The sequence below is a fragment of the Lentzea alba genome, from assembly GCF_047445655.1.
Taxonomy (GTDB): Bacteria; Actinomycetota; Actinomycetes; order Mycobacteriales; family Pseudonocardiaceae; genus Lentzea; species Lentzea alba_A.
In genome coordinates, this window is the sequence record NZ_JAJAEG010000024.1 from 76375 (window position 1) to 97533 (window position 21159).

A 21159-nucleotide genomic window follows, 5' to 3' on the forward strand; every position below is an offset into this window, starting at 1 on the left:
TAGGCGCGTTCGGAACACTGACGCGGACCGGCCGCGGTCACCGAACGTCGCAACCCGGACCGCGTCACGAATGCAAGGACGCCCGGAGCCTGTGTGCGGAACATCCGCTCATCGGCAGAAGCGGACGTTCACGGCACACGGAGCTAAGGCGTGTCCGTAACGACTGGTCCTGCCGAGCGGGTCAGCACCTACCCTCCGCCGGCTCCTGACACATCCGGTCGCACCAGCGCGAAGCGCGCCTCCACAACCAAGCTGCCGGTACGAATCCGCAGGTCAGACCCGTCTGGCCCTCCACACAACGACCTCGCGCAGGGTGGTGCCCTCCCCGAGGTCCGGCCAGGGCGGCGACACGTACCTGGATCACTAACCGACTGAGGAAATGCCGCCACCCCTGGCCTCTTGACATGACTCGAGGCTCACCTCGGCGGTGATTCCGCGATCAAGGCGGTTGTCTCGTTGTTCCAAGACTCCGCTCCGCACTGACCGCTTCAGGTGACGCGAAAGACCGGCCAGCCGATCTCGGTGCGCCACGCAGCGGGATCGCTTGCGTCACGAGGGCCGACGGCGTAGACCTCCCGCACCGGCCCGGCCACCGACATCGCGTTCTCCACCACCCAGGTCCCGAGTGCGCCGTACGTGACCTCGATGCCGTCGTGCTCGCCGATGTGGGTGGTGACGGCCAGTTCCGCGGCCGGGAGAGTTGCGGGGTGCACGCGTCCGGTGCGAGGTGGCGCAGCGGTCGGCAGGTAGACGAGCGCGTGACCGCGCTCCTGTTCGAAAAGGGCGTTGTCGTAGCAGCCGCCCGGCGGTCCGGTCACGGCGGCGCCAACAGCCGCCTCCAGTTCGGCCATCGCGCCTGCGAACCAGGTCGCGACGTCGCGACCTCTGACTACGGCCTCCACCGCCGCGACAGTACGGGCAGGCTCCGCACGCAGCTCGACGTCGATCGGCGCGGGGTCGGGCCGGAGCAGGCGGCGCAGCGACACGACCGCGGCCCGGGTGCGGTCGAGCTCGTCCTCGAGGCGTTGCAGGTGGTCCGCGACCAGAGCCGCCCGGACACCGGGGTCGGGGGTCCGCAGGATTCGCTGAACATCGCTCAGAGGGACGTCGAGTTCGCGGAGCCGGTGGATGACCTGCGCGGTCGGGATCTGGTCGACGCCGTAGTAGCGGTAACCGGTGGTCTCGTCCACCACGGCGGGTTCCAGCAGGGCCGCCTCGTGATACCGACGCAGGGTCCGCACGCTCAAGTGGGTCAGCCGCGAGAACTCCCCGATGGTCAGCACCCCCGCATTCTGGACTCTCTCCCAGGGGGAGAGTCCACGGCTTGACCCTCCCGCACCGTGAGGTCACACGATGGGCTCATGACACAGCACACCGATCTCCCGTCCGATCTGCTCCCGACCACCGTGCGCGAGTTCTTCGCCGCCCACGTCGTCCACGACGCCGACACCGCCTCGTCGTTCCTCACCGAGGACGCGGTGATCGTCGACCAGGGCGAGACCTTCCGAGGCCGAGAAGAGGTCCACGCGTTCCTGCGGGACGCCGGGTTCGAGTTCGAGTACACGACCGAACAGATCGGCGCTCACCGAATCGACGACAACCACTGGGTGGTGACCGTGCGGCTCGAGGGCACCTTCCCGGGCGGCGTCGCCGAACTCGACTACCGGTTCGCGTTGCGGGATGGCCTCGTCGCCGAACTCGTCATCGCCAACCACACAGCCTGACCGAACTGGCGCCACGTCGATCTTCAGTGGAGAGAAAATTGTCTGGTTCAGATCGCGATCGTCTCGACGGTCGCCGGGCGCTGGTCACGGGCGGTTCGAAGGGCTCGGGCAAGGCCGTCGCAGAGAGGCTGCGAGAAATGGGTGCCGACGTGTACGTGACGGCGCGAACGATGCCCGACGGGTACGAGCACCCTGACCGATTCGTCGAAGCGGACGTGACGACGATCGAGGGCACCGATGCCGTGGCCGCTCGAATCGCTGAGGCAGGCGGCGCCCTCGACATCCTGGTGCACGTCGTCGGAGGTGCGTCGACGCCGGCCGGTGGATTCGCGGTCATCACCGATGATCAGTGGCTCACCGAGCTGAACCTCAACTTCCTGGGAGCGGTGCGGCTCGATCGAACTCTTCTCCCGGCGATGATCGAGTCTGGGGCGGGCGTGGTGCTGCACTTCACCTCGATCCAGCGTGAACTACCCCAGTACGACGCGTCCCTGGCGTACGCGGCAGCGAAGGCCGCTCTGCGCACGTACAGCAAGGGACTTGCCAACGAGCTCGCGCCGCGTGGCGTGCGGGTCAACGCGATCAGCCCCGGCGGGATCGAGACCGAAGCCTACGAACGATTCGTGGACCGGATCGCCGAAGGCAACGGACTCACGCGTGAAGCGGCCAAGCAGACCATCTACGACTCCCTGGGAGGAGTACCCCTGGGGCGATTCGCGAACACCGAGGAAATCGCGGACCTGGTCGGGTTCCTGGTGTCGGACCGCGCCTCGGCGATCGTGGGCGCCGAGTACGTGATCGACGGCGGGACTGTTCCGACCGTCTGAGCCAGGAGGCGGTTCCGAGCGGCCACTCGCTGACAGCTCGATCCGGCTGCCGAGCCCCTCCTGCGCAAGCAGGACTCGAACGCAGGCATAGCGCGGCGAAGGCGTGGGAAACGGCGAGATAGGCGAAACGGGCCAACACGGCCGCGATCATGCCGGATGACGACCACCACCCATCGATGCCCGTTGACCTGCACGGACGTACTTCTCGGCACGCACAGGTCGGGTGGGTCATGCGAAGGCGTGGCCCACCCGCTGTAAGTCGCGGACGCAGCAGTGCGCTACCGGCATCCGGCGGACGAGTCTACGACTGCCGAGACAGTAGGCTTTGGTTGTGAGCTCGGCGATCTACCGTTTCGGACGGTTCGACCTCGACCCGGGCCTTGGTCGGCTCCGCCACGACGGGCAACCCGTCCGCATCGAGCCCAAAGCCCTTGCCCTGCTGTGCTATCTAGTGGCGCATCGCGACCGGGTGGTGTCCAAAAAGGAACTGCTGACGACCGTGTGGAGTGGGGAGCCGGTCTCCGACGCAGCCCTCGCCACCGGACTGCGCACCGTTCGCCTGGCCATCGGTGACACCGGCAGTCAACAACAGTTGATCCGCACCGTGCACCGCCGCGGCTATCAGTTCGTGGCTTCGACGAACACAGAGGTAGCCGAGCCCCCTGTTTCGACCAATGCCGCTGTCGAAACCTCTTGGTCCCGCGACGTCATCCGGTTCTGCCGGACGGCGGACGGCACGCGTCTCGCCTGGGCCGCCACCGGCGAGGGACCGCCCCTCATGAGAACCGCCAACTGGCTGAGCCAGATGGACCTGGAACGGACCGTGCCCGAGTTCGCGCACTGGTTCGAGGGCCTCACTCGTGGCCGCCGACTGATCCGGTACGACGAGCGGGGATACGGCTTGTCCGACTGGACAACGACTTTCACGCTCGACGAGTGGATCGAGGACATCGACGCCGTCGCCGACGCGGCGGGACTCGACCGCTTCCCGCTGCTCGGCGTCTCGCAGGGCGGTCCTCTGGCGGCGGCCTACGCCGCACTCAGGCCGGAGAGAGTCAGCCGACTGGTGCTGAACGCGGCTTACGCGCGCGGCCGGATCGCCCAGGCACGCGACGCCACCGAACGGGCCGAGGCCGCACTCGACCTGAAGCTCACCCTCGCCGGGTGGCACGCCCAGAACCACAGCTATCAGCGGTTCTTCGGAGCCCAGTTCTTCGCCGACGACACTCCGGAGAAGTGGGACACGTTCACCAGCTTCCAGAGGCGCTCGGTCTCAGCGGCCAACGGAGCCCGGTTCCTGGAGGAACAAACCCGACTCGACGTAGCGGACCTGGCTCGGCGGGTCCGCTGCCCGACGCTGATCGTCCACTCCCGCGACGACCCGCGAATTCCGCTCTCGCAGGCGACGGAACTGGCCGAGCTCATCCCCGACAGCCGGTTGGTCGTTCTCGACGGCCGCAACCACCTGTTGACCGCCGACGAGCCCGCCTGGCCGCGGTTCCTGGAAGAGCTGCACACCTTCCTGGCCGAGCAAGATCAGTAAGCTGCGTCGATGGCGGGGGAAGTGTTGCGCTTCGGCGAGTACGAGCTGGACATCGCGGGTCACCAGCTGTGTCGAGCGGGCGAGCTGGTCCACGTGGAGCCGCGTGCCTTCGATCTGCTGTGTCACCTGGTGACGCACCGGGATCGGGTGGTGCCGAAGAATGAGCTGCTCGACGTGGTGTGGGGCGACCGTTTCGTCAGCGAGGCCGCGCTGACCACGGCCCTGCGGACCGTGCGTCTCGCCATCGGGGACACCGGCGAACAGCAGCAGTCGATTCGAACGGTGCACCGGCGCGGCTACCAGTTCGTGGCTCCGGCCGCGGTGGCCCGGCCCAGGCCCGCGGGCACCGTAGTGCCGGACGGTGCGAGCCGTCAGGTGATCCGCTTCTGCCGGGCCGAGGACGGCACCCGGATCGCCTATGCCACTGTCGGCTCCGGCCCACCGCTGCTGAAGGCGGCGAACTGGATGACCCACCTCGATCTGGAGTGGACCACCCCGGTGTGGTCGCACTGGTTGTCCGGTCTCGCCCGCGACCGGCAGTTGATCCGCTATGACGAGCGGGGATGCGGGATGTCGGACTGGGACGTGCCCAGCTTCACGTTCGACGACTGGGTCGACGACCTCGACACCGTGGTGGAGGCGGCCGGACTCGACCGGTTCCCGCTGCTCGGGGTGTCACAAGGAGGTGCGGTGGCCGTCGCCTACGCCGTACGCCGTCCCGAGCGGGTCAGCCACCTGATCCTGGCCGGGGCGTATGCCCGCGGGCGGCTGGTCCGGGCCCGCGACGACGACGAACGTGAGGCGGCGGGTATCGACCTGGAGGTGGCCCGAGTGGGGTGGCGTCACCAGGATCCCGGCTTCCTGCGGATCTTCGCCTCGCAGTTCCTGCCCGATGGCACAACGCAGGACTGGGACGACTTCACCGCCTTCCAGCGGCAGACGACCTCACCGTCCAACGGAGTGCGGTTCCTGGAGGAGTTCGCCGACATCGACGTCTCCCGCATCGCCCATCGGGTGCAGTGCCCGACGCTGATCCTGCACTCCCGCAACGACGCACGTGTCCCGGCCACACAGGCCAGCGAGTTGGCCGCCCTCATTCCCAACAGCCAGTTGGTCCTTCTAGACAGCGGCAACCATCTGCTCACCGCGTCCGAACCGGCCTGGCCCGAATTCCTGTCCCACCTCAACGCCTTCGTGGCCGAGTGACCGCGGTCAGCAGCACCCGGACGATCATGGCCGGGGTAATCAGAGTTTCCGGCCGGGCCAGCAGATGCTGCACCTGCATCGTTCGACGTGCCACCGGAACCGACGTGTGGCCTGCCCACAACGCCTTGTCGAGGTAGCGGTCGACGAGGTCGGTGCCGACGAGGTCGGGCCCACTGATGCGGGGGTCGGCGAGATCTGCTCTTGCCGCGATCCGCCACGGCAGGTCGATCACCCTGGCGGCCCGCCGGTAGAAAGCACCGGGCAAGCGCGGTGAGGCGGAGCCGTGCCGGGAGATGGCATGTCCGAGAGCTCGGGCCTGGAGAGCCGCAGACGACATCCCTTGCGCGTGAAGGGGGTTGAAGCTGCAGATGGCGTCGCCGAGCACGAGGAACCCCGCTGGGGTCTGCTTCAACCGTTCCACGTGGCGACGCTGGCTGGTGGGCATCCGGTAGGTCATGACCGGTGTCGCGGCCTCGGCCTGTGCCAGGACGTCGGCGATCAGCGGCAACGGCAGGGACCGGGCGAAGTCCTCGTAGGCGGCCGGATCGGCCGGGGGTCCGTCGTCGTGGAAGGAAGCGAGGGTGATGATCCACCGGTCGCCCTCCGCCGGCACCATCAGGCCGACTCGGTGGCCGAGGGCCGGATCATCGACGGCGACGGCGAGCGCACCGGCGAAATCGTCCGGCTGCCGCGGCACAACGCAAGTTCCGCACGCCACGTCGATGCGGACTTCGGACACCGGCGGTGCCGGGAACCCTGTTCCGGCCAACTGGTCGAGGAAACGGGTGTGGCGACCGGAACAGGCCACCACCAGGTCGGCCCGGTGCCGCACACCGTCGACCTCGACGCCGACCACCCGGCCGTCCTCCACGAGCAGGCCGTCCACCGCCGTCTCGTCACTGACCGACACGTTGGGCCGTTGTCGCAACAGCAGCCCGCGGATCGTTCGCTCCAGCAGAGGCTGGCTCATGGACGAGGAGATGAAGCCGAGATCAGCCGGCACACTGACCGCGCCGCCCGCCGTCAGTTCGTCGGCGAGTCCCGGAAACCAGTCGTCCAACTGCCTCTGACCGGAGGCAAGCAGCACATGGGCATGCCGCCCCTGCGGGACGCTGGGGCGCGGGACGGCCTCCAGGGGCAGGCGGTCCCGTTCCAGGACGCGCACGTCGTCGACGTGGTCGCTCAGTACCCGGGCGGTCGCCAGACCTGCCAGCCCCGCACCGATGACGATCGCGCTGGTGCCCGCACGCACACCCATGGTGTCCGCCTAGTGAGCTGGTGCGGGTTCGTGCACGCCCACTCCCGCGGAGTCGGCGTACAGCGCATCGATCTCGATCGCGTACTTCTCCGCGATGGGCTTGCGCCGCAGCTTCGAGGTCAGGGTGAGCTCGTCCCCGCCCGGCTCCCAGAAGGTCGGCAGGATCTGGAACCGCTTGACCTGTTCGGAGCGCGACAGCCTGGTGTTGCCGCCGGCGATCCCCGCCCCGATCCGGGCGATCACGTCCGCGTCGGCAACCAGCGCCGCGGCAGACACGTCCTGGAGCCCGCGCCGGACGGCGTAGGCGGCCGCGGTCTCGGCGTCCAGCACGATCAGGGCGGTGTTGTAGGGCCTCCTGTCGCCTGTCGCGGCGATGCCGCCGATCAAGGGGCAAGCGGCCTTCATGACGTTCTCGATGTGCGCGGGCGACATGTTCTTGCCGGCGGCGCTGATGATGAGCTCCTTCTTGCGATCGACGACAGAGAGGTGACCATCGCCGTCCATGGTCATCACATCACCGGTGTGCAACCAGCCATCGCTGTCGATCGCCTCGGCGGTCTTCGCCGGCTCCTTGCGGTACCCCTTCATCACCAGCGGTCCGCGCACCAGGAACTCCCCGTCCTCGGCGATCCTGCCCTCCATCCCCGGCAGCAGCCTGCCGACCGTGCCCAACCTGTGCTCGGCCGGCGACACCACGCTGGCCACGCAGCTCAGCTCCGACATGCCCCACAGCTCCGAGATCGGCACGCCGAGCCCGCCGAAGAAGGCCAGCACCTCCTTCGGGATCGGCGCCGCACCGGACACCGTCCACTTCACCCGGTCCAGCCCGATCTTGGTGCGCAGGCCGGAAAGCACCAGCTCGTCCGCCCTGGCGTAAGCCATCTGCTCAGCCTCGGACAGCTCTGCTCCGGCCAGGTCGGCTTCGGCCTTGCGCGCCGCGACCCCGAGCGCCCACTGCAGCCCCTGCTTTCTGGTCTCGTCCTGCTCGGCCGCCACCGCGGCCTCGATGGCCGCCTTGAGCTTCTCCCACACGCGGGGCACTGCGCCCCAGATCGTCGGCCGGCAGTCGGGCAACGCGGCGGCGACCTGCCTCGCATCGGGCACCACGGTGATCTGGCTGCCCAGCACCTCGTGGAAGTAGAGGCAGAACACCCGGTCCGCGATGTGTGCGGAAGGCAGGAACGACGTGATCCGGTCACCGAACTCCACCGGCAGCACCTCGGTCACCGCGTACACCTCGTACAGCAGGCTTTCGTGCGTCATCTCCACGCCCTTGGGCTCGCCTGTCGTGCCCGAGGTGTAGATCAGGGTCAACACGTCGTCCGGCTGGACCGCCCGCCACGCCGCGTCGAAGTCGAATCCCGACGAACCGAGGCCGACCAGTTCCTCGACGGTGATGGCGCCCGCGGGGGCACCGTCGACGCACACCACGTGCTCGACCGGAACCCCGGACCGCCGGACCAGGTCGACGTACTGCTCCTCGCACAGCACCACCTTCGCACCGGCGTTGGCGAGCACATGAGCGAGTTGTTCGGCGGACAAGGTGTTGTACACCGAGAACGATGTGGCGCCCAGATGCTGCGCACCGACCTCCAGCGGGTAGAACTCCACCCGGTTTGCCATCATCAGCGCGACGGTGTCACCACGTCCGACGCCGAGCGCGCTCAACCCCGCGGCTACCGCACGGACCTCGTCCGCGTACTCCCGCCACGTCAAGGTCCGCGTGTCCCCGACCGTCCGCACCGCCACCGCGTCCGGCGCGACGACCGCGGTCTGCTGAAACGCCTCGCAGAACGTCGTGGCCCGCCTCGGACCGACCACGGAGCCGCGTCCGAGACCCGTGTGGCCGTGCGGCTCCGCCATTTCGGCTCCGCTGGCCGTCGCGCTGGCGTTCGTGTCGATGCTCAATTCCGATCCTCCGGTGCCGTGCCGGCCCTGGGCGGACCGGACGGCTCAATCCTCGGATCGTCTGTGGGGCCACCGCTTGGTCGAACTCTGAGGAATCCATGAGGAAGTCCTGAGACCGGTCGACGTTGTGGGGCGCAAGTTCGGCTCCGAGGCTGGCGGGCCTGCCCGGCCCGGCAAAGCACTACCGGGCTCGGTCTCCACGCACGGTGTCGACGAGGGCGGCGGGATTCGAAGGCAACTCGTCGCCGCGCCACGCCACGTGACCATCGGGACGGACCAGGACGAAGGACCGTTGGTACAGCTCGGAGATTTTCTGGTCGCCTCCTCGGTACACGGTCAGGGGCACAGCCCGATCGGCGAACGCCCGTTCCACCGCTTCGAGCCCGCGGTCCTCGGCGAAGCACAGCAGCACGAAACCGCGTCCGAACAGGTCCAGTGTGGAGGTCGACGCGTCCCACCACGCGTGCGCGGCGCGGCTGCCGGGATCACTGCCAGGACGCCAGCCGGCGTCCGGCTTGCCCACGTGCGCCGGGGCGTGCGGATCGTCGAGGACGAGCGGAGACAGGTAGCACAGTCCGAAGTGGATCTCCGGAGCGTCGAACTCCCTCTGTGCCCCGCTGTTCTCGAGCCGCTGCGCCAGGTCCGCACGCGCCCTCTCCCCCTCCGGGCCATCCAGGTGAATCTCGGGTGGAACCGTCCTGTCCAGGGTGCGGCGCAGGTTCAGATTGGCCTCCCGCAGGCTCTCCACCGCGATCGGCCGGCGCTCGGTCTCGTACGTGTCGAGCAGGTGACCTCCGGCCCAGTCTTCCAGTGCGGCGGCGAGTTTCCAGCCCAGGTCGGCGGCGTCACCGATGCCGGTGTTCAGGCCGAAGCCGCCGGAAGGTGAGAGCGTGTGCGCGGCGTCGCCCGCGAGGAAGATCCTGCCGGACCGATAGCTGTCGGCGACCCGGTGGGTGAGGTGCCAGTCACCGTCGCTCACCAGTTCCACCGGGGTGTCGAGCGCGACGGCCTCGCTGATCAGTTCGCGGGCGTCTCGTTGCTTGAGGCCGGGATCCGCACTGACGACCAGGTTGTACAAGTCGCTGCCGTTCAGCGAACGCATCGGGAAACGCAGTGCCTGGGACTGCATGAGGAAGTAGACGAGGGCGGCCCGGTCCCCCAGTCGCTGCTTGAGTTCCGGGGCGCGGAAGAGGATGTTCCGGAAGACCTGCGTCTCGTGGCGTGGCGGAGCATCGATACCGCAGGCCTGCCGGATCGGCGAGGAAGCTCCGTCACACGCGACCAGGAACCGTGCTCGGACGGTGTCGACCTCGCCCGTGGCACCGTCGGTGAGAGTGGCCTCGACCCGGTCGTCGGACTGCCGCACGTCCTCGACCGTCGTCCTGAGCCGGAGCGGACCGTGCGGGTGGATTCCCACCGCCTCCATCAGCACCGGGTTGAGCCAGTGGGCAGGACAGATCTGGTCCGGCTCCGGGGTGTGCGTGAACACCGGCCGGTTCGCTGCGGTGCCGCGGTGGTACCGGTGCACCTCGTGACCGCCGACCCTGGTGACCCACGCGATGTCCAGCGGGTGGTCGACCGGCCATCCCGCGTTGCGGACGGCCTCTGCGACACCCCAGCGGCGGAACAGCTCCATCGAGCGCGGACCGATCGTGCTCACCTTGGGGTGCCGTACCACTCCGTCACCGGCATCGGCGACCACGCAGCCGATCCCGCGGTAGGCGAGGTCCAGCGCCAGCGCCAGCCCGACCGGCCCGCCGCCGACGATCAGCACGTCGGTGTCCGTCATGTGGTCCTGCCTTTCTCGGGGTCGTGGGTGGTTTCCGTCGCTCAGGCAACGGAAACCACCCACGAGCTGGTTAGCGAGGGCGTTCCGCGGTGACCAACAGGCAGCCGAAGTCGTCGGCCCCCGCCAAGTCGGACGGCTTGAAGTCGTCGTCGGAGAAGTGGAAGTTGCCCTCGTCCAGCGCCGCGGGGCGTTCACCACCGAGCGCGAGCTTCGCCAGCTCCTCGGCGAGGCGCAACGTGGTCTGCTCGGTGACGTCGAGGATCTCGCGCACCCGCAGCCCGGCGCGGTGCAGCATCGGGACGTAGTCGTCGATGTCAGCGGTGGTCGACATGAGGTCGCGGCAGAACTTGTCGATCCCGCCGTGCCGAACCTCCTTGCGCGGGAAGCGCTCGAAGATGTCGGTCAGCACGAGCCGTCCGCCGGGGGCGAGCACGCGGCACACCTCGGCGAGGACCTGCTGACGATCCGGCATGTGGCACATCGACTCCAGCGCCATCACAACGTCGAACGAGGCGTCCGCGAACGGCAGCTTCATCGCGTCGCCGTGCTCGAAGACGGCGCGGGCGGCCAACCCGGCCTCGGACGCGAGCCGGTTCGCGGTCCGGACCTGCTCGTGGCTGATGCTGATGCCGGTGACACGTGCACCGGTGCGCTCGACGACACGCAGCGCGGGGCCTCCGACCCCGCAGCCGAGGTCGAGGACGCGAGACGAGGCGTCCAGCTTCATCCGCTCGATGAACACGTCGGTGAGGCGGTCCATCGCCTCGTCGACCGACGCCTCGGAGTCGGGCGTGTCCCAGTATCCGATGTGGACGTTGGGGTTGAAGCTGCCGTCCCTCATCGCGCTGAGCGTCAGCCGGTCGTACAGCTCGCCGACGGCGTCCGGCACGGGCAGGGTCTGGGCGGCACGGGTCATGATCAGAACCTTTCGGGTTGGTTGGGGGGGTCAGCCGGCCAGCGGGAGGAGTTCCCGCTCGATCTGGCGGCATCGGTCGTAGTCGGGCAGCAGGCCTCGGGTCCGCGCCTCGGCGAGCGTGACCGCCGCGCGGTCCCGTTCGGAGAGAACCGGTTCGAGGTCGCCGGGGAGAGGAAGCCGGAGGTCCGGATCGAACACCGACAGCGCCAGCTCGTTCTCCGGTACGTAGCTGCCGGAAAGCATGTACGACATGACGGTGTCGTCCTCCAGTGCGACGAACGCGTGGCCGACCCCCACGGGGAAGTAGGTGGCCCGGTGGTCCTGCTGGTCCATCACCACCACGTCCCATCGACCGAACGTGGGCGAGCCGACCCTGAGATCGACGACGATGTCCAGGGCCTTGCCCCGCGCGCAGTAGACGTACTTGGCGGAGCCTGGAGGCGTTGCGGTGTAGTGGATCCCGCGCACGACGCCGTACCGGGACACGCTGTGGTTGGTCTGCGCGACCCGGAAGAGCGGGCCGCCGTGTGCGTCGGTGAACGCTTCCTCCTGGAACGGCGAGAGGAACCGCCCCCGGTCGTCGGGATAGATGGTGGGGGTGAACTCGAACGCCCCTTCGACGGCGAGTTCGCGGGCTTTCACATCTGCTCCAGTGGCTTGGTGGGACAGGGGTTCACAGCGACGCCAGCACGTCGCGCAACGCGTCGATGACACGGTCCTGCGTGGCGGAGGCGAGCGAGGGGTACATCGGCAGCGAGAAGATCTCGGTCGCCAGCGCTTCCGTGACGGGCAGCGCACCCTTGCCGTACCCGAGGTGGGCGAACCCGGTCATGGTGTGCACCGGCCACGGGTAGCTGATGTTCAGGTGGATGTCGTGGGCCTTGAGACGCTCGATGATCTCGTCACGCCGGGGGTGGCGCACCACGTACACGTAGTACACGTGCTCGTTGCCCGCAGTGATCCCGGGAAGGACGAGATCGGTGTCGGAGAGGCCCTCGGCGTACCGCTGGGCGACGGAGCGGCGGCCGGCGACGTAGGCGTCGAGACGCCTGAGCTTGCGCCGGAGGATCTCGGCCTGAACCTCGTCCAGACGACTGTTGTGGGCGGGGGTCTGAACCGTGTAGTAGCGGTCCTTCATCCCGTAGTACCGCAGCAGCCGCAGTTGTTCCGCGACGCTCTCGTCCGAGGTGATCGTCGCGCCGCCGTCGCCGTACGCGCCGAGGACTTTGGTGGGATAGAAGGAGAAGGCCGCCACGTCGCCGAACGAGCCCGCGATCGTGCCACCCTGTCGAGCGCCGTGCGCCTGCGCACAGTCCTCCACAATGGACAGACCATGCCGCCTGGCAAGATCCTTCAACGGGGCCATGTCGACGCACTGCCCGTACAGGTGCACCGGAAGCAGGCACCGCGTCCGTTCGGTGATCACCGCAGCTACCTGGCTGGTGTCCATGAGAAAGTCGTCCTCGCGGACGTCGACGAAGACAGGGGTCGCGCCCACGGCGTCGATCGCCACGACGGTCGGCGCGGCGGTGTTCGACACGGTGATCACCTCGTCGCCAGGCCCGATGCCCAGCGCCTGCAGGCCGAGCTTGATCGCGTTCGTACCGTTGTCGACCCCGACGCAGTGCCCCGCCCCGTGATAGGCGGCGAACTCCTCCTCGAAGCCGCGCACGCTCGCGCCGAGCACGAGCTGGCCGGAGTCGAAGACCATCTCCACGGCCTCCAAGATGTCCTGCCGCTCGGCCTGGTACTCCGGCAAGTAATCCCATACACGCACGGTCATGCGCGAACCTCTCCATCGCTGTGGTGGGTGAGAGCGGCCACGGTGCGGCGCACCCCTTCGGAAAGCGGAATTCGCGGAATCCAGCCGGTGGCCGCCCGGAACGCCGACGAGTCGAGCGTGACGCTGCGAAAGTCCGTGACAGGAGCCTGCTCCGGTGGAGCCACGGACGTCACGGCGACGGGCTTTCGCCCGGTGCGCTCCGAGACGGCCTGAGCGACGAGCCGGAAAACGTCGCCGAGCTCGTCTCCTCCGCCGGCACCGATCAGCCAGTGACCGCCCACCAGGAGATCCGGATGGGCAAGCGCGGCCAGGAAGGCCGCCGCGACGTCGTCGACGTGGACCAGGTCCCGTCGCACGGTGCCGTCGTGCCACATGGTGATCGGCTCGCCGTCGAGTGCCCGGCGAGCCATCGCGGACACCACACCATGGCCGGCAGGTCCGAACACGGTCGGCAGGCGCAGGCTGATGCCGTGCACGCGTCCCTGCGCCGTCGCCTTCATCAGGATCTCCTCGGCCATCAGCTTCTGCCTGTCGTAGGCGGTCGCCGGGCGGTCAGGCTCGGTCCCGTCGAGCGGCTCCCGCGGTGGGACGCCGACCTGAGAGGCGGCCCCCGCGTACACGACCAGAGGAGGAGAGTCACTGCGGGGCCGCAGCACGTCGACGAGGTCCCGCATCACCCCCACGTTCACGCGTTCGGCGGCCGGGTCCGTCTCGGCCGCACGCCACCCACCGTCACCCAGCAGCAGGTACATGACCGCGTCGGAGCCGGCGACCGCCGCCGTGAGCGCCGCCCGATCGGTCAGGTCAGCGGTGAGCACGGTCATCTCGGCCCGGCCGGGCGGTGGCGTGATCGCGCCGCGCGACACGAGCCGCAGGTGGATCGGAAGCTCCGCCAGGACGCCGGTGACGGCCGAGCCGATGAACCCGGACGCTCCGAGCACGGTGACGACTGGTGTGCTGTCCATGTCACGCCCCTCCTCTCGGTTGTGCCGCCGTGGCGTTGAGACACGCCAGGAGGGTGCGGGCCTCCACGTTGAGGTAGTGCCCGTGCCGGGTGAGCGCGGTGAGCTGGGCCAGACTGGCCCAGGCGTAGCCGGGAGGCGGGTTCAGCGGCGTCTGGGTGTCGTTCGTGTCGACCACCAGGTAACGGCTGTTGGCGTTGAGGAAGCGCCCGCCCTCCTCGGAATGGACGGCCTCGTAGCGAATTCGTGACAGCGGCGCGTTCAGGACCAGATCCAGGAACGGCGGTCGATCCACTGCGGACAGATGAGCGTAGTTGCGTGGCGTGCACTGGACGGTCGGGGCCAGCTCGACCGTGTCGAGGAAGCCACCGTCGGCACGGGCGTGCACCAGCACGTGCGGTACGCCACCGATGTCGCGCAGGAGAAATGCCACCACTCCCACACCGACTGCCTCGAACAGCGGCTGGGTCCACTGGACCCGCTCGCGGTTCCCCGCTCGAACGGCGACGGCAACGGCCTTGAAGTAGCGGCCCTCCTCGTGCTCGATGCTTTCCGGACCCTGTTTCCAGCCGCACACCGACGAGAGAGGGATGCGGCGGGCGCGCACATCGTGGCGCGACCGTTCACCGGTGAACCATGACAGGAGCTGGGTGTCGGAGAACAGCGCTTCCGGCATGCTGTCCGGGAAGGGCAGGCAGGACAGAACGCTCCTGGCGTTCATGTTCACCGTCAGGTCCTCGTGCAGCAACGCGGCGATCTGGCCGAGGGTGAGCCATTGGAAGTCGTCGTCCGCCTCGATCTCGTCGACGGTCTCCACGATCATGTTGCGGTTGACCTTGCGGAAGAACCACGAGCCCTGTTCGGACTGGAGCACGTCGGCGATGACGCGCTCCGGCCGGAGGAAGTGCTCGATCAGCTTGACGTCCGTGCCGCCGTGGGCCCTGGTGTAGTTGCTGCGGGTGGCCTGCACGGTCGGGGACAGCTGCACCAGGTTGGGGTTACCCGGTTCCATCTTGGCCTGCATCAGGAAGTGCAGCACCCCGTCGAACTCCTTGCACAGAATGCCGAGGATGCCTGCCTCTGGCTGCCTGATGACCGGCTGCTGCCACTCTCGGCGCGGCCCGTCTCCGTGCGGTCCGTCGCGCTCCACCACGTGCAGGCCCTCGATGGTGAAGAACCGCCCGCTGTGGTGGCCGAGGTTGCCGGTGCCGGGTTCGAACCGCCATTGGTCGAGCGCGTCGAACGGGACTCGTTCCACGTGGAAGTCCCCTGCCAGACGGCGTTCTGCCAGCCATGAGCGGACGTCTTCGGTGCACAGGTACGCCCCGTGGGTGATCGCGGCGGAGAGGGAGATGCGGTCACCCTGCCCGCGATCGGTGCGGGAACGTGCGACGGCGCGGGGTGAAGCGAGGCAGGCCGTGGCGGCCGGCTGCGTCATGGATGCTTTCCTTTCGTGCCGGACAGGTCGAGCACCAGCCGGGAGGGTCCGTGGAAGACCATGTCGTCGGCGTAGTCGACCTGGTGGTCTCCGTGGCCCAGCGCAGGAACACCGTCGAGCAGCGCCCGGAGTCCGATCTCGATCTCGGCACGCGCGAGAGCCGCACCGAGGCAGTAGTGGATGCCCAGGCCGAAGCCCAGATGCCGGTCAGCCCGCCGATGCACGTCCAGCACATCGGGATGCGGGAATCGTGCGGGATCCCGGTTCGCCGACCCCAGCAGTGCCACCACCCGGCTGCCGGTGGGTACCTCGTGCCCGCCGAGGCGGAGGTCCTGCCTCGACCACCGCGTCACGGCCTGGACAGGAGGGTCGTACCGCAGGAGCTCTTCGACCGCGGCCCGCGTCAACTCGGGGGACTCACGCAGGTCGTCGAGCACGCCGGGGTGCGCCCGCAGAGCCAGCACCGCTTTCGTCAGAGAGTTGGTTGTGGTCTCGTGCCCGGCGGTGAGCAGGTGAACGCAGGTACCCACGATGGCGTCCACGCTCAGCGGCACGCCGTTGTCCCTGGCACGCACGAGGATCGTGAGCAGGTCGCCGCGATCCTCGCCGCGCCGCAGCCGCACCAGCTCGCGGAAGTAGGCCGCGAACTCCTGGGCGGCCGCCTCGGCTCGCGCCTGGCCAGCGCTGCTGCGCCGGGAGCTGCTGCCTTCCTGGAGCGCCATCGCGGTGGCGCGAAGCCAGGCGTGGTGCTCCGCCGGAAGGCCGAGCAGTTCGGAGATGACGAGAATCGGCAGTGGTGCGGCGAACCCTTCGACGAGGTCGGCTTCCCGCTGCCCGTTCAGTCGCGCCAGGAGCTCGTGCGCGATCTGCGTGATGCGGGGCCGTAGTCCGGCGACGACCGCCGGGGAGAACTCCTTGGCGAGCTGGGAGCGCAGTTCGGTGTGGCGCGGCGGGTCCATGAACACCAGCCAGTTCTCCACGATCGCCCGCAGTGCCCGCCCCTCGGCGGGGACAGGCACCTCACGACCGAAGGACCTGCTCGACAGCACCTGGGAGACCTCGTCGTAGGAGAACACGTAGAAGGCACCAGACTGTCCCTTGTGGACCGAGGCGGCCTCGCGGCAACGCCGGTACACCGGGTAGGGATCGGCGATGTCCTCCCGGCTCCAGCCGGTCAGGCCGAACACGGGTTCGCTCCCTGCGAACGGAAGTGGTCCGCCCAGAAAGCGCTCATCTCCCCGACCTTCGCCGGCACCAGCGCGCACTTGCCGCAGTCGGCCGCGAGTTCGTCAAGGCGCCGCACGAGGGCGCGCCTGGCCACGTCCGGACGCGACACCGGTGCCGGCTGCTCGGTCAGCTCGAACGACGGCCCGGCGGTCCTGCCACGCCGTCCCGACGGCATGGTCACCAGCAACTCGGCCAGCGGGCGCATCAAGCCTGTCATCATGTCGATCGCCGCGTTCATCAGGTCGGAACGCCGCAGGCTGCCGTCCGGGCGTTCGGCGAAGTGCTGGGCCATGAGCTGCAACGTCAGGAAGTACGCGCGGTTGAACAGCTCCATGACCGTGCGGGCGTCCGGGTCGGTCACGGTCTCCCTGGCGGGATCTCCGTGCCGCAGCGTCGGGTTCCGCATCACCGGGTAGGCAGGGCGCCACGGTCCGGCGCCGCTGGTCGGCGCGTCGCGCAGCAGTTCTCCGATCCGCAGGAACGAGGTGTAGTGCGACTCCTCGTCCGCTCCGGGTTCGAGGACGCCTCCCTCGCCCTGCTCAGTGATGACGTCGATCGCGAACAGTGCGCTGGGCAGGTCGTCGACCTCGAGCTGGTAATCGGGATGGTGCTGGTTGATCGACTCCCGCAGGAAGAGGTGGTGTTCCCCTCCTCCCCTGCCCTTCTCGACTCCGAAGAGGTCCGGAATGTGCCGCAGTCCGTCGCGAATGGCGGCGTACAGCTCGCTCAGCGAGCCGTACGGGTGAGGGTCGTCCGGCGACACGGTGTCTCCTCGCCGCAGGTCGTCGACGAGGTTCTCCGGCTGTTCGATCAGCGTGAACCGCTCGACGCTGCCGAGCCCGAGCCGTTCGAGGGAGAAGTCCAGTGGCACCGGCAGCTCGTGGTTGATGGTGCCGAAGTCGATGCACGGCACGTGGAACGGCTCGCCCAGCGCGATGAGGATGTTGTTGACCAGCAGGAAGTGGATCATCTCTTCCCTGGCGATGGTGAGCAGCATGCTGCGGATGCCCTCGTCGAGCGTTTCGCCACCGTCACCACAGGCGAGCTGGAGTTGCTCGGGTGTCCAGACGTCGCGCCGCACGTACTCCAGACCTGCGCCATGGGTCGGCACGGAGTAGGCCGCGTACAGGTACTGGAGCATGACGGCCAGTTCGACGGCCGCCGCTTCGCGCAACACGCGGACGAGCTCATCCCGTGTGGTGATCCGGGTGTGCCCACTGCGGTCCGCCGTCGGCACCGTCAGCAGGACGGCGTCCGGTTTCTGCTGAGCCCGCAGGTATTTCAGCAGCAGCCGTGCCTTGGGCTCGGACAGGTCGCGCGTCGGCGGCATGTAGTAGGTCATCGCCTTGTTGCGCGGATCGCACATCTGCCAGATCAACTTCGCGTAGGTCTCCACCTTGCACCGGTCCGCGAGGCTGAAGACCTCCTCCTTCATGAACGAGAACATGTGCTCGTAGAAGGCGAAGACCTCCCGATGGACCAGCTCGAAGTTCACCTCGTCGTCGTCGATCGCGTCCAGTCGCCAGTCGTCGGGCAGGACCCGGACCGCGAGGCACCCGGCGCCCATCGGCAACCGGACCGTGGTGGTACCGGGTTTCGCGCCCCTCAATGTGAACCGGCCCAGGCCGGTGTCGTCGGTGTCCACGAAGGAGGAGCCTGGCTCGGCGCCCAGGCGGACGATGTCGACGTCCGATCGCACGGTGATCCCGTGGACCGCGCGCGGACGGCCGCGGACGTAGGACCGCACCAGGACCTCGGCGTCGTGGTCCGCGTCGTCCGGGGTGCGCGGATGTTCAAGAACAAGGCTCGCGTCGTCGGTCTGAATGTTGACTTCCTGCTCCCGCAACGACATCCGGGAATCGACGGCCACCAGCAACAGTCCCTCGTCGGCCGCGGACTCCGCCGCGACCGTCACGACTCCACAGGCCAGGTCGTAGTCCGGGCCGAGATAGGCCTGCCTGGGCACCCTGGCCACCAGCCTGCCGCTGACCGTGCGCAGTTCGAGATCTCCGACGTCGACCGGCGAACCGGCCGAGGAGGTGGGCAGCGCGGTGATCAGGTTGAGGGTGACGTGGTCGTCGGCCAGCTCGACGGACGCGCTGTGCAGAGCGCCTGCCTCTTCGGCCTCCGGGAGGAGCAGGCGGCCTGCCGGGTACGTGCGGAGCTCGTGCTCGTGCCAGGGGGCGATGGTTCCACGCAGCAGCCAGCGCCCCGGCTGGTCGGGCGCGGCGGGCGCGGACAGGTGGCTGAGTGCGAACTGCACCGCCAGGCCTGCCGCCTCTGCCTCCAGGAACCGTTGCACGACAGGGGAAACCGCGGCATCGTCGAGCCACGTCAGGTCGTCCTCGGTCACGACGAACTGGTGAACCACGGACCTGCGCAGCTCCTTCGCCAGCCAGTGGTCGCCGGCGTCCGGGCCGTGGAAGTCGTTGTGCCAGCGCGGAGGCTGGAAGCCCCGCACGGTTCCGGTGGCCAGGTACCCGACGTCGTGGGAGCGTCCGTCCCGCCCGAAACCGAACTGCCCCACCACGAGCGTCGTGGTGCGGTCGGACGACGGGTCGACGTCGAACACACGGGCGCGGTTCGCCGTGGTCGCGAGATAAGGGTTGTAGTGGCCCCACATGTCAACCGCACGTCCGATGACCGGGTCCGAGGTGTCGATCTCACCCGCGCGCACCTCGGCGGCGACGATCCGCGCGTCGATCGAGAAATGCCCGCTGCCCGCGAAGTTCGTGCCCTTGGCGGCACTGAAGGGACCGTCCGTGTTCGGGCGGCCGGTGGCGTCGTAGCGAGGTCCCGACCGGTCGAGGTGGTCGTGGTACTCCCCGGCGGGACGTTCCGCCGGGAACGGCGTGCCGTCCGCGGTGAGCGCGGTGTTCGTGGCGAGGTCCAGCAGGCCGTTGCGGGGTCCGGTGGGCAGGTGCGAGACGGCCGTTCCGCGGAAATGGAGCCGAGGCAGGTCGAAGACGCTCATGCCGGTCGCTCCCAGGCGGTGGCGAACACGTGGCTCGACCAGGGCTCGTACCACTCGACCTCGTGCGCGGCGTCGATCGCCGACTCGATGGCGCCCTCGATCCACGCGGGTTTCGACGAACAGTGCTCACCCGCGAAGAAAAGTCGCTGCTGCGGACGAGTCGCCTCCCGCCGCTCGGCCTCGCGCACGGCGGCTTCCTGACCCCAACGGACCGTGGCCGCGCCACGAGACCAGCGATGGTCGCCCCAGGCCCGGCCGGCCGTCCCGAGAATCATGCCCGGCCGGCGCAGCTCGGGGTGCATCCTGCCCAGTTCGTCGATGACCAGTGCGGTGCGGTCCTCATCGCTGCGCAGGCCGAGATCGTCGGCATCCGGTCCGATGCTGTAGCTCGCGAGCAACACGGCGCCCAGCGCCGGGTCACCTTCGACCGGCGGGTAGTAGGTCTGGCGCACGTGGCCACCGGTGAAGGACGCTCCGCCGCTGATCCCGTCGGCCTCCCAGAACGCCTCCCGGCAGTGCAGGGCGATCTTCGTCCCAGCCCAGTACTTCGTCTGGTGGACGATGTCGAGCTTGTCCTGGTCGAAACCGGTCAGCCGCATGGTCCTCAGCACCGTGAACGGAACGGTGCAGACCACGTAGTCGCAGGTGCTGGCGAAAGTCTTGTCTCCCTGGCGGACCTGCAGCACCACGGCGTCGCCACGAACGTCGATGCCCTCCACGATGCTGCCGGTGGAGATCGGGCCCCGGATGCGGGCGGCGAGCCCGCGCGGCAGCAGGTCCATCCCGTCGCGCAGCCGCACGATGCCCGGACCCGTCTCGTCGAGCACGTCGTCGAGGAAGCGCTCGAGGTGTGGCGGGCACAGCGATCTGATCAAGGGGTTGGCGGCGTAGAAGGCGGGCAGGTCGATCCTGTTGCCCGTGCTCCCGCATCGGAAGGGAGTCAAGTCGATCCTGTCGATGAGGTCGAGCAGTTCCGCGCCGATCTCGTTGTGCACATCGTCGTAGAACTGACGCGGGGCCACCGCTTTGATGGTGGCGTCCAGCCAGGCACCGAAAAGAAGCGTGTTCTCCCGGTAAGACCGGTTCGGCAATCCGGCGGCGAACTCCTTCACGAGCGTGGCGTGCGCGTCCCTCACCCGGATGTGGCCGGCGGGCCCCGGCAGGTACGCGGCGTCGTCGGAGAACAACGTCAGGAACGGGCGAACCTGGTGCTGCAGACCGAGTTGTGCGATGTAGTGCCTGGTCAGCCTGTGCCCGGCGGGGATCCGCATCGCCCCGAGTTCGGCGAACGGCCCCGAGCCGTCGCGGCCGACGAAACGATGTGTGGCGATGCGGCCACCGATGTCGTGGCTCGCCTCGACGATCTCGACCTGGTGTCCGAGCCGCTCCAGTTCGTAGGCCGTCACCAGGCCGGCGATGCCGGCACCGATGACGGTAACCCGCTTTCGCCCACCTCTCTCCTGCAAGGGCGTCACTCAGATTCCTCCACTAGGCGCGGCCAGGACATGAGCGGATGGGCTCAAGAAATGGCGATGTCGGATCGACTCGCCAACCATTTTTCGCGCCAGGAGAGCCTGTCCACATCACCTGCGGGGCAGGACGAC

The 21159-nt window shown here is 68.6% G+C and carries 16 protein-coding genes; 4 read left to right on the forward strand and 12 right to left on the reverse strand.

Annotated features, from left to right (window positions below; genetic code table 11):
- Positions 1 to 488: 488 nt before the first annotated feature.
- Positions 489 to 1283 carry a MerR family transcriptional regulator gene (locus tag LFM09_RS33980; RefSeq protein WP_414100678.1) on the reverse strand — a complete coding sequence of 265 codons (795 nt, stop codon included), beginning with the start codon at positions 1281 to 1283 and terminating at the stop codon, positions 489 to 491.
- A gap of 78 nt (positions 1284 to 1361) precedes the next feature.
- Here LFM09_RS33980 and LFM09_RS33985 point away from each other — a divergent pair, with 78 nt between their 5' ends.
- From LFM09_RS33985 to LFM09_RS34000, 4 genes are all read left to right on the forward strand, one after another.
- Positions 1362 to 1724, forward strand: coding sequence for a nuclear transport factor 2 family protein (locus tag LFM09_RS33985; protein WP_414100679.1), 363 nt, complete (start codon positions 1362 to 1364; stop codon positions 1722 to 1724).
- A gap of 38 nt (positions 1725 to 1762) precedes the next feature.
- Entirely contained in the window at positions 1763 to 2551 is a 789-nt protein-coding gene (locus LFM09_RS33990) for an SDR family oxidoreductase (protein ID WP_414100680.1), read from the forward strand.
- Positions 2552 to 2882: 331 nt separating this feature from the next.
- A complete protein-coding gene (locus LFM09_RS33995) occupies positions 2883 to 4094 on the forward strand; it encodes an alpha/beta fold hydrolase (protein ID WP_414100681.1) in 1212 nt (403 codons plus the stop codon).
- Positions 4095 to 4103: 9 nt separating this feature from the next.
- Entirely contained in the window at positions 4104 to 5300 is a 1197-nt protein-coding gene (locus tag LFM09_RS34000; protein WP_414100682.1) for an alpha/beta fold hydrolase, read from the forward strand.
- On the opposite strand, the gene LFM09_RS34005 is transcribed toward LFM09_RS34000, so the two are convergent.
- The 11 genes from LFM09_RS34005 to LFM09_RS34055 all read right to left on the reverse strand — a co-directional run bounded on the left by LFM09_RS34005 (position 5278) and on the right by LFM09_RS34055 (position 21030).
- Positions 5278 to 6558 (reverse strand): FAD-dependent oxidoreductase, encoded by a 1281-nt coding sequence (locus tag LFM09_RS34005; protein WP_414100683.1) that lies wholly within the window; start codon positions 6556 to 6558, stop codon positions 5278 to 5280. The genes LFM09_RS34000 and LFM09_RS34005 overlap by 23 nt on opposite strands.
- 9 nt (positions 6559 to 6567) lie before the next feature.
- Positions 6568 to 8466: a fatty acid--CoA ligase FadD11 gene (gene fadD11 / locus LFM09_RS34010; RefSeq protein ID WP_414100684.1), complete on the reverse strand. Its 1899-nt coding sequence runs from the start codon at positions 8464 to 8466 to the stop codon at positions 6568 to 6570.
- Between the two features lie 181 nt (positions 8467 to 8647).
- Positions 8648 to 10255, reverse strand: a complete 1608-nt coding sequence (locus tag LFM09_RS34015; RefSeq protein ID WP_414100685.1) for an FAD-dependent monooxygenase — start codon at positions 10253 to 10255, stop codon at positions 8648 to 8650.
- A 70-nt stretch (positions 10256 to 10325) separates the two neighbouring features.
- Positions 10326 to 11171: an SAM-dependent methyltransferase gene (locus LFM09_RS34020; RefSeq protein ID WP_414100686.1), complete on the reverse strand. Its 846-nt coding sequence runs from the start codon at positions 11169 to 11171 to the stop codon at positions 10326 to 10328.
- A gap of 30 nt (positions 11172 to 11201) precedes the next feature.
- Positions 11202 to 11813, reverse strand: coding sequence for a dTDP-4-dehydrorhamnose 3,5-epimerase family protein (locus LFM09_RS34025; RefSeq protein WP_414100687.1), 612 nt, complete (start codon positions 11811 to 11813; stop codon positions 11202 to 11204).
- A gap of 31 nt (positions 11814 to 11844) precedes the next feature.
- Positions 11845 to 12954: a DegT/DnrJ/EryC1/StrS family aminotransferase gene (locus LFM09_RS34030; protein WP_414100688.1), complete on the reverse strand. Its 1110-nt coding sequence runs from the start codon at positions 12952 to 12954 to the stop codon at positions 11845 to 11847.
- Complete coding sequence (locus LFM09_RS34035) at positions 12951 to 13919, reverse strand: NAD-dependent epimerase/dehydratase family protein (RefSeq protein WP_414100689.1); 969 nt, start codon at positions 13917 to 13919, stop codon at positions 12951 to 12953. Before LFM09_RS34035 ends, LFM09_RS34030 begins: the two co-directional genes overlap by 4 nt.
- 1 nt (position 13920) lies before the next feature.
- Positions 13921 to 15354, reverse strand: a complete 1434-nt coding sequence (locus LFM09_RS34040; protein WP_414100690.1) for an NDP-hexose 2,3-dehydratase family protein — start codon at positions 15352 to 15354, stop codon at positions 13921 to 13923.
- Positions 15351 to 16541, reverse strand: a complete 1191-nt coding sequence (locus LFM09_RS34045) for a cytochrome P450 (protein WP_414100691.1) — start codon at positions 16539 to 16541, stop codon at positions 15351 to 15353. The genes LFM09_RS34040 and LFM09_RS34045 overlap by 4 nt, the downstream gene beginning before the upstream one ends.
- Positions 16529 to 19555, reverse strand: a complete 3027-nt coding sequence (locus LFM09_RS34050) for a ferritin-like domain-containing protein (protein WP_414100692.1) — start codon at positions 19553 to 19555, stop codon at positions 16529 to 16531. Before LFM09_RS34050 ends, LFM09_RS34045 begins: the two co-directional genes overlap by 13 nt.
- The gene (locus tag LFM09_RS34055; protein ID WP_414100693.1) at positions 19552 to 21030 is read right to left on the reverse strand and encodes a flavin monoamine oxidase family protein; all 1479 of its coding nucleotides are present in this window, start codon (positions 21028 to 21030) and stop codon (positions 19552 to 19554) included. Before LFM09_RS34055 ends, LFM09_RS34050 begins: the two co-directional genes overlap by 4 nt.
- Positions 21031 to 21159 lie beyond the last annotated feature (129 nt).